Source organism: Salinivirga sp. (assembly GCF_035268865.1).
Lineage (GTDB): Bacteria > Bacteroidota > Bacteroidia > Bacteroidales > Salinivirgaceae > Salinivirga.
In genome coordinates, this window is sequence record NZ_DATFKB010000085.1 from 1 (window position 1) to 9,779 (window position 9,779).

At 38.4% G+C, this 9,779-nt stretch carries 10 protein-coding genes and 1 tRNA gene; 7 read left to right on the forward strand and 4 right to left on the reverse strand.

Features of this window, described 5'->3' with window-relative positions; genetic code table 11:
- Positions 1-29: 29 nt before the first annotated feature.
- The 4 genes from VJ937_RS05255 to VJ937_RS05270 form a co-directional block, all read right to left on the reverse strand.
- Positions 30-115 (reverse strand) — tRNA-Leu (locus VJ937_RS05255).
- 50 nt (positions 116-165) lie between these two features.
- Positions 166-411, reverse strand: a complete 246-nt coding sequence (locus VJ937_RS05260) for a DUF4834 family protein (RefSeq protein ID WP_324065845.1) — start codon at positions 409-411, stop codon at positions 166-168.
- Positions 412-415: 4 nt separating this feature from the next.
- Positions 416-961 (reverse strand): hypothetical protein, encoded by a 546-nt coding sequence (locus tag VJ937_RS05265; protein WP_324065846.1) that lies wholly within the window; start codon positions 959-961, stop codon positions 416-418.
- 9 nt (positions 962-970) lie between these two features.
- Positions 971-3,547, reverse strand: coding sequence for a hypothetical protein (locus VJ937_RS05270; protein ID WP_324065847.1), 2,577 nt, complete (start codon positions 3,545-3,547; stop codon positions 971-973).
- 363 nt (positions 3,548-3,910) lie between these two features.
- On the opposite strand from VJ937_RS05270, the gene VJ937_RS05275 reads away from it, so the two are divergent.
- The 7 genes from VJ937_RS05275 to VJ937_RS05305 all read left to right on the forward strand — a co-directional run.
- Positions 3,911-5,467 (forward strand): glycine--tRNA ligase, encoded by a 1,557-nt coding sequence (locus VJ937_RS05275; RefSeq protein ID WP_324065848.1) that lies wholly within the window; start codon positions 3,911-3,913, stop codon positions 5,465-5,467.
- A gap of 40 nt (positions 5,468-5,507) precedes the next feature.
- Positions 5,508-6,368: a hypothetical protein gene (locus VJ937_RS05280; RefSeq protein WP_324065849.1), complete on the forward strand. Its 861-nt coding sequence runs from the start codon at positions 5,508-5,510 to the stop codon at positions 6,366-6,368.
- Between the two features lie 71 nt (positions 6,369-6,439).
- Positions 6,440-6,928 carry a hypothetical protein gene (locus tag VJ937_RS05285; RefSeq protein WP_324065850.1) on the forward strand — a complete coding sequence of 163 codons (489 nt, stop codon included), beginning with the start codon at positions 6,440-6,442 and terminating at the stop codon, positions 6,926-6,928.
- Between the two features lie 121 nt (positions 6,929-7,049).
- Positions 7,050-7,862 (forward strand): prolipoprotein diacylglyceryl transferase, encoded by an 813-nt coding sequence (lgt, locus tag VJ937_RS05290; RefSeq protein ID WP_324065851.1) that lies wholly within the window; start codon positions 7,050-7,052, stop codon positions 7,860-7,862.
- 23 nt (positions 7,863-7,885) lie between these two features.
- On the forward strand, positions 7,886-8,482 hold the full coding sequence (locus tag VJ937_RS05295; protein ID WP_057953456.1) for a hypothetical protein: 597 nt from the start codon (positions 7,886-7,888) through the stop codon (positions 8,480-8,482).
- A gap of 35 nt (positions 8,483-8,517) precedes the next feature.
- Positions 8,518-9,045, forward strand: a complete 528-nt coding sequence (locus VJ937_RS05300) for a zinc ribbon domain-containing protein (protein ID WP_324065852.1) — start codon at positions 8,518-8,520, stop codon at positions 9,043-9,045.
- Positions 9,042-9,779 (forward strand): amidohydrolase family protein (locus VJ937_RS05305; protein ID WP_324065853.1); only part of this gene is annotated, 738 nt, incomplete at its 3' end. The genes VJ937_RS05300 and VJ937_RS05305, both read left to right, overlap by 4 nt.

Below are 9,779 nucleotides of genomic sequence, written 5' to 3' on the forward strand. Positions count from 1 at the left end.
AAAAAAAGGTCGTTGAAACTCAACGACCCTGGTACCCGGAGCCGGGGTCGAACCGGCAAGGGCAAAGCCCACTGGTTTTTGAGACCAGCGCGTCTACCAATTCCGCCATCCGGGCTAAATTGGGATTGCAAATATAGAAAAGTTTCCTTTGTGTGCAAAACCACATCACTTAATTTCTTCGTAATCTACATAATCTCCCTCATCTTCGGGAATATTTTTCTTCTCATCGGGTTTATATTGTACAAATGTGTCCCCCTTTTTGCGGCGGCGCTCTCCTCCTTGTGCCTGATCTTTCTGCTGTTGGTATTGCCGACTGTTTTTTCTGATAAAACGACGAATATATAATCTACCCAACAGTAAAATCACATAAAACACCACAAATACGATGAGCAAAAATTTTAAAATTATCATATAATCAGTTTATTAAAATCAAAAGTGTCGCAATAGCGTAAGAAACTACTTTAATGTATCCAACACTAATGCCAAAGATTCTAACCCGGTCGCCTTTCGCCAGTATGACACCTATCCCAAAAATAATAATGCCAAAAGCGTAGCTTTCAAGCACCCATAGTCCGGGAACTGCCATTAATGCAAGTATAAATCCTGTGATTAAATGTAATATTCCACGTCCAACTGCGATCAACAAAAATAGGTTAAAGTTGCCATAAACCATCTTTCCCGCCTTATTGTATCGCTTGTCGCGAAACAAACTATAAGCTACTACTACAGCTATTAAAGCCACAGCTAACCCATTTTGGGCAACTATCCCGAGCTCAGGGAGCAGGGCCTGCGCATAAAAGCCGGCTATCATAAACAAGCCGTAAACCAGTGCTGATGACAGCAAAGAAGTCAACAATGCTGAAAACTTCCGTGTGGGCAGCGCAACTAACCTGGCACGATTAAGTTCATATATTTCTAACATAACCCCTATGATGATAAAAGCTGCAAATAAATGATCCATAATACAAATTTATGGTAATTGATAATCATATAAAAAACCATCGAAGTTTCCCACAATTAGCTGAAAACCGCTAAACCCACTAATGTGACTTATGGTAAAAGGGGTAATGCCAGGGTAAGGATACCCTTTGAACTGTTTCCCTTCGCGATTAAACATGTATACTTTCCCGGCTTTTTTATCGACTATGCCTATCCCGGCTTTGTGTTTTGAAAAGACATAAAAAGCCGGTGGCTCTGTTATACGATGCTTAAAAGTATACTTAAACAACTGCTTCCCAGATTTGTCGAAAACCTTTAAATTTTTGCCGTCGACAAAGATATAATCTGACCGGCCATCGCGCGTAATATCAGCAAATAAGAAATAATGGTCTCTGTCCATACCAATCAATTCTTTAGATTCCACGTCTCCGGAAAGATCTATATAATGAACCTTACCGCTGGTTGTTGTAGAAACCCAACGGGCGTTATACTTATCGAAGTAAAATTTATTCCGCTTCGACTTACCCACCATTTTTGACGGTTTAATGCGAGATTCTCCCCTGCGGTTCAAAATGTAATGCCTTACTGTATCGGCAAACACGATATAATCTTTTCCATCGAACCGGAAATGCTGTACTGGTGTAGTAATAACATCATCGGATTTATTAAACTGCCAGCCTGCCACTATATTTGCATCAATGTCGTATAGTTGAAGCCGCTTATCTTCAAGCGGAACGAAAATTCTATAATTCTCATTTTTTTCGTAATCGAACATTGCAAGGCCTGTGGAGGCTTTTGTAGATAAATTAACCGGGAAACGCTCTACATCATTACCATTGCGATCAACGAGATAAATCTTAGAAGCTGTATTAAAAAGGTATTGAAGTTTATTGTTTTTGTATTTATCTACCTGATAAACATCACTGAGAATAGGCCCATCAAGCTGTTTCTGCCACAATATGCGACCCTTCCTGTTAATTAAGTAAATTAAATTTTGCTCATCCTGCACGAATATCTCATCAACACTATTGTTGTGATTTTTTACAACAACCGGTTTTAAAGATGCTGAGCTTTTTAGCTTTGTTTTCCATCTCACATTACTTTTTTCCAAATCACCCCCATTACTGAAAAATATAATGTGATTGTACAGATTATTACCACTACCTGTCATTTGCCATGCCATTGCATCAAACATATTGAAGGCTTCCCGTTTTTTGAGCTGCTCAGCAATATTTCCGCTCAAATAACGTGAAATGGCCCGGGATGAAAACTTGCTGTATACAACCATATTGGCAGCAGATGAAAGGTAGGGTTCATGCTGTTTGAATTGATAGCTACTCTTCAAGTTTTGTTGAAGTATGGTGTTATTACAAATATCGCGTAATAAAGCTCTGTTGTCAGTAAACACTACATATTCACCAGAGGCGGCAGCATACTTAAAATTCGGTTTTTTGGTAAAAAAAGCAGGGATAAATGAACCTATCCAGTTAAAATTTCCGCTATAGATATCAAATGTTGTTTGACGGTCGAAACGATAGTTTGCTCCACTTATATTTTTATCAATGCTCTTTTTATAATTTTCAAGTGCATTAACTGCCACCGACTTTCCTGAGGCCTTAAGGCCAATGGCATGATGTCCTTGTGCTTCGAAGAGCACCATCTCCTGGTCGGACCAGGAATTCAGCCAATTTAAAACATCATTGGGTAATTTATTACGCTGATACAACTCTTTCGTCAGTCCATTTGCAGCAATTTGGTATAATACGGTTGCACCTTCAGGAATAATTTCGGGCAAACTAAATGTGCGTTGATCAGCTTTTGCGATAAATGCCCCAAGACGATCCTTACTGGGATTTGACAGCCCACTTAGCAATAATTCATCCTGTTTTAAATGCATATCCAAAACCATACGCTCGGCATATAGGCCGGCTGAATCACGGGTAGTTAATAATGCCCCACCGAAATATTTTGCAAATGCATTCACATTTACAAAAACATTAGCAGCCACCTCTTTGCTTGCCGTTTTATACAGTTTTGATTTACTTTTTTTTGCTGAATTTTTATTGGCCTGTGCTAAACCAGAAAGCAGTGTCTCCCGATTACGACTCATAAATACCAAACCAGCCTCTTCGCCAAAATAAAGGTAGGGATCTTCGTTATCATAAATGCTATAAAAATGTCTGCCATCTTTAACCTGTTCTACAACTTTTTGTTGCTTGCCATAATGAGTTCGAAAAAAATCTACCACAGACCGGGCCAGCCTGAAAGAATAATTCTCATAAACGATCAATGATGATATAGCGGTGTCAGTTGCACTAAAAAGCACATAGACATCTTTAATTTTTTCCTGTTTTTTGATTAACACAATTTGCTCCAGGGCATCAATCACAGCTGAATCTATCTGCTGACTTTTGCCTGTATAATCTGACGCCTGAAACCCACTGATTAGTTTTTCGGGTTGGTTGATCCTAACAACCAGGCCTTCATGTGAGAAAACATCAAGTGGTTCAGGTACATTTTTATTCTGTTCAAAAAAATAAAAATAGCCAACCACTATTGCTGCAATTGCTGCAAGTATAAAAAAGATCTTAAGTCCGGTCCTCAACATATCTGGTTATAAAAAAATTGCAAACTCTGGTTTTACGACTGAAGCGCTAATTTACACGCTTATTAATGTCATACAAAAGAAATAAAAAACTCTTAATTTATCAGCATAAACTGTTTCCAAATCAAAATAATAATCAAAAAAAACAGCCATTATTTTCTGATAGAATAGCCTAATGATCAGAAGCCACATCCTATCATGAATTCTTCCAAAACAATTATTCCTATTTGCCATGAAAGGCAATGAATTATGCTGTGTGGTGTTGCAATGTTTCTATCAGGAAAAACAGATAAATCGTAAAAACATTTATGAAAAGCCATATATTTAACATATTTTTGTTAGCGCTAATTTCAGAAGGATTATACTATGAGTCAGGAAGATACATTTAAAAAGATCATATCTCACGCGAAAGAATACGGATTTATATTTCAAAGTAGCGAAATCTATGATGGGTTGAGTGCTGTTTATGACTATGGACAGCTGGGAGCAGAATTGAAAAACAATATCAAATCGTATTGGTGGAGGTCAATGGTAATGCTGCATGAAAATATCGTAGGCATTGACTCTGCGATATTTATGCACCCTACAGTTTGGAAAGCTTCAGGGCACGTTGATGCTTTTAACGATCCGTTAATCGATAATAAAGATTCAAAAAAGCGATACCGGGCCGATGTACTTATTGAAGATTACATCCAAAAGCTGGAAGGTAAAATTGATAAGGAGATCAAGAAGGCCCATAAAAAATTTGGGGATGATTTTGATGAAGCAAAATTCAGGGAAACAAATCCCCGCGTGCTCTCAAACCAAAAAAAGGTTGATGATGTGCGCCATCGCTTTAAAACAGCTCTTGACAATGATGACCTGGCAGAGGTAAAACAAATTATCGTAGACGCAGAAATAGCCTGCCCGGTTAGCGGCAGTAAAAGCTGGACAGATGTGCGTCAGTTTAATTTGATGTTCGACACCAAACTGGGGTCGGTTAACGAAGGGGCATCAACCATTTACCTGCGACCTGAAACTGCCCAGGGAATTTTTGTGAATTACCTGAATGTGCAAAAATCAGGACGCATGAACCTACCCTTTGGAATAGCCCAGATAGGTAAAGCATTCAGAAATGAAATTGTAGCAAGACAATTTATTTTCCGTATGCGCGAATTCGAGCAAATGGAAATGCAATACTTCATACAGCCGGGTAAAGAAGAAGCGTGGTTTGCCAACTGGAAAGAGAAACGTATGAAGTGGCACAAAGCCCTTGGTTATGACGACACCTTGCTACGTTTCCACGACCACGAAAAACTTGCACACTACGCCACAGCCGCCACAGATATCGAGTTTAATTTTCCTTTTGGTTTCAAAGAGCTTGAAGGTGTGCATTCCCGCACAGACTTCGATTTATCCAAACACCAGGAGTTTTCTGGCAAAAAAATCCAGTATTATGATAATGAGCGCCAGGAAAGTTACGTTCCTTACGTAGTTGAAACATCAATAGGTTTAGACAGAATGTTCCTGGCCGTGCTAAGTGCTGCCTACAAAGAAGAAACCATTGAAAAAGAAAACGGCAAAACAGATCAAAGAGTAGTAATGGCATTGCCACCGGCTATTGCGCCCATTCAGCTGGCTGTGCTTCCATTGACTAAAAAAGACGGATTGCCAGATAAAGCAAGAGCCATTATTCGTGAACTTAAATATGAGTTTAATTGTCATTACGAAGAAAAAGACTCTATAGGTCGCCGATACAGAAGACAGGATGCAATTGGCACGCCTTATGCAATTACAGTTGACCATGAGACGCTTGAAAACAATACAGTAACTTTGCGGGATAGGGACACCATGGAGCAAAAAAGAATAGATATAGATAAAATCCCGGAAATTTTACGTGAAAAAGTATCATTAAACAGCCTGTTAAAAAAGCTTGATGAATAATCAGACAATTTGATTATCAAAGGGCATAAAAAATATGCTTATGCAAAGGTTTCTAATTATTGGCTTTCTTTTTGCACTCTTTGGCTTACAGCCATTAAGCGCACAACCCCTGGAAGAAGTCCTGGATGATTATCGCTTTGAAAAACGAATCAAGGGCCCCACACACAAAAGAGGCCAGCTGCTTGAGGTAAAGGTTGACCAACACAACAACTACCTCGCCATGACCTTTGCTGCAACAAGTTACCGCTACATACATCTTTACATATACCGTCTGTATACCTGGGAGCCCGTGCAGGAACTTAGAGTAAAAGCCAAACGTATTGAGCTCTACAACAGTGTGTTTGATGTAGACGGAAAATTTTTCTATGCCAATACAGATGTTTATAAGAACGAGTATAAAAAAATAGACCTCAAAACAGGAGAAATTTCTGAAGTTCCATGCCAGGAAGTGCCCGGAAATGGCTGCAGACCTCTTGAAGTGCGGCAATACGAAACTACAGCCTACACAGTAGGAGAAAATTACGTGATTTTTCAGGATGAAAAATTCGAAAATTATGTGAGAATCTTTGTGCGCAAAGAACTCTATAAAATACAAAATGAAGAAGACGATGTGCCCGACTTTTTAAAAGAACCGGAAGAAGAAGAAACCGACACCGGCCCCAAGGTAGACCCAACCATTTTTACTATTTGGCTGGATGATAAAAACCTAAGTGATTTGAAAGAGTACGGTTATCTTAAAGTAAGTGAATTTGATATTCTTATAAACAATAGCCTGGCCAAAACATTTGAGTTCGAAAAGCACTCTACAAGCACCATTGTATTACCTGAAAAAGCTTTGGATTCTCTGCAAAACCAGGGTGCATGGATTATTGAAAACCTTAGAGTAGCTGTCAAAGAATAATATGTTTTATAGAAACTGAATTATAGGATAATGCTATATTTATGGTCAACCAGTCATATATGCATTGAATTATGGGTATCAGATTATTTTTCTTAGCGCTCCTTTCTGTTTTTTATCTATCGGGGTATGGGCAGTGCAATAACTCACTAATTGATTCATGCAAGGCTAAACTTACAGAAACAACATACCTCAAACATTTCAAGGTAAGATTTTCAAAGTCCAGGCAAAAGCGGCAACCCAGCGTGGCTAATTTCTCCCTGTATTTGAACAAAGGCACTTATTACAGATTCACAACAGCCAATGATGGAAATCAGAAAGGCATTGCCGTAATTAAATTGTACGATGACTTTAGATTATATGGCAGTAATGTGAGTGAAAATGGTAAACAAATCGATCACTCATTTGGTTTCAGGTGTAACAAAACCGGAATTTATTATTTGACAATAAAATTTAAAGATGGAGCAGCAGGGTGCGCAGCTGTGATGCTCTCGATGAAACCCAAAAAGAAAAAATATGATTGGGATGATGGGCAAATAAAAAAGAACAACATAAATGAGTAAAAATACATGCCCAATAGACAACAGAAAGTAATTAAACCTTTAACTTAAAGCTCAGGTTTAAAATTAACTCAAAAATTAAAACCCATAACCGGGCAATACTTATAAATTTGCATAAAAAAACATGATATTACAAGCAATACACTGGAACTTTGATCCCGAGATATTTGAAATATGGGGACATGGCGTACGCTGGTACGGACTCATGTTCGCATTTGCCTTCTTTTTTGGTTACATCATAATGAAAAAATACTTTTCGCATGATAAGCTCAAAGAAGAATTGCTGGAAAAACTTAGTATTTATGTTTTTCTGGGAACATTGATAGGTGCAAGACTTGGGCACACGCTTTTTTATCAACCAGAGTATTATTTATCGAGGCCCCACGAAATACTTTTTGTTTGGGAAGGCGGCCTGGCAAGCCATGGAGCAGCCGTTGGTATTTTGCTTGCCCTTTGGCTCTATGCCAGAAAAATCAATGTGCCCTATCTTTGGATCCTCGACAGGGTTGTAATTGTTGTAGCATTAGGTGGTTTCTTTATCAGAATGGGGAATTTTTTCAATTCTGAAATTTATGGTATAGAAACCAGTCTGCCCTGGGGTGTGATTTTCGAAAGAAAAGGCGAAACAGTTCCCAGACACCCAACTCAAATTTACGAAGCCCTCAGTTATTTGTTAATTTTCATTGGTTTACATTTTCATTTCCTGAAAATCAGAGCCAAACAACTTAATGGCCAAATATTTGGCATATTCTTAGTACTTTTGTTTAGTGCACGATTTTTCATAGAATTTATAAAACAAGATCAGGTTGGATTTGAAGCAACCATGAAATTAAACATGGGTCAATGGCTCAGCTTACCTTTTATAGCAATCGGGATAGGTTTAATTTTTTGGGTGCAGAAAAATAAAAAAGAATTACAAGAGCACAGTAAGTCCTGAAAACAAAACGAAGATTCAACATTATGAAGAAAATAACATTGCTTCTTGTTCTAATAGGCATTTTGGGAGGCTGCAAAGATACTGATATAGAATATATATTCCCAAAAGATTATTTCCCGGCCTACCCGGAATCTTACTGGGTTTATTCCGATGGAACAACCGTGAAAGTCTCACCGGGCTATCACAAACACAATTATTACGAGGAACTTGAAACGAACGTTACTTCCGATGAAGTATACGTGCCAAAGATAGATAATGAATATGTCTATCAATACTCGATTACCCAAAACGACAACAGAGTGCCCTTAAAAAAATTACTGTCAGAATCAACCAACGACGACTGGATTGTAAGCTACTGGCAGAATGGCGAAATGAGAAGGCGGGTAATTAACAATGACACAAGCGTTACCCTTACAACCCCAATAGAAAACAATGACCAGCAAACTTTCGACAGCTGTATCATTGTGCAGGAATATTTTAAAGATACCGCTGCCCAACCCTGGCTGACCAAAGAAATATATGCGCCTAAAATAGGTCTTATCAGACAGGAAATAAGGCGCGAAGGCGATTCTCTTATTACCAAAGAGCTGGTACGTTATTTTATTTCGGAGGATATTTAATGTGGATAAGGGGAAACATATTGTTATCCCGGCAAATGAATATCACTGAGTTGGGCAAAAGGTTTCCCGAAAGTGAAACTGAAGTAGATGAGCAGGAAGTTGTCATCAATACGCGTAATATTCCTTTTTTTGCTGAACACAAACTTCATCTGAAACCCCATAAAAACAAACTACACTATAAATTATATGTACCTTCCCTGGGTCCATTGATATTTTTTATGTACCTGGCAGTTATTTTTTTGGCCGGGTTTAGCAACTGGAGAATGCTGGTTGTAGGTAGTATAATTGTAACAGGTATTGCCTTTGCAATTTATGTAATTAATGATAAAGGTGCGCGAAATTATTTGCACAAGCATATTGACTCAATCGCTGACGAAAATATAATTACAACTGAACATATTGCCGGTGAAGGCCAGTGCCCTGCATGCAAGACCCAAATTAATCCATATTCAAAAGTATGTCCTGAATGTGGTTTACATATAAAAAATGCCAAAAAACCGGGTTCACAATATAACAATACGGCTCCCGGTAAAGCTAAAATCCATTACCATCTTAAAAAATGAGACGCATATCTGCCAACTATGTATTTCCTGTTGATGGCCCTCCAATACGTAATGGAATTGTAGAGGCTGAAGATGACGGCACAATAAGAAAAGTGTATGACTTTGGTGGTCAAATGAAAGAGCTGGCCCATACCGAATTTTTAAATGGTGTTTTGGTACCAGGGTTTATAAATATGCATACACATCTTGAATATGCCTGGATGAAACAGATTGAGCCAGCAGGGAAGGGTATGTGTTATTTTATTGAATATATGATGGCATCAGAAAAACCTGATGAATACATGAAAAGCATTAAAAATGCAGAGAAATACATGTACAGAACAGGAACTGTAGCCATTGCAGATATTGCCAATACGAGCATTACAAAAGAGATAAAAGCTCATTCTCCTATACGTTATCACACTTTTGCTGAACTTACAGGACTGAAACCCGATATTGCCGGGGAGCGACTTAAACTTATAAAAGAAGTTGCAAAAGATTTTACCGAAGCCGGGTTGTCAGCTTCCATCACTCCACACGCACCTTACTCACTTTCGACAGAATTATGGGAAATACTTGGTAAAAAAATCGATTCAGAACAAGTCTTAAGTATCCATAACCAGGAAAGCAGGGAAGAAAATGAGATGTTCATGCACGGTAAAGGAGCATTACTTGATTTATTCAGAAAAAAGGATATCATTGACAAGCAATGGCAACCGAGTGGTACGACTGCACTGCAGAGCTTACCCTCGTTT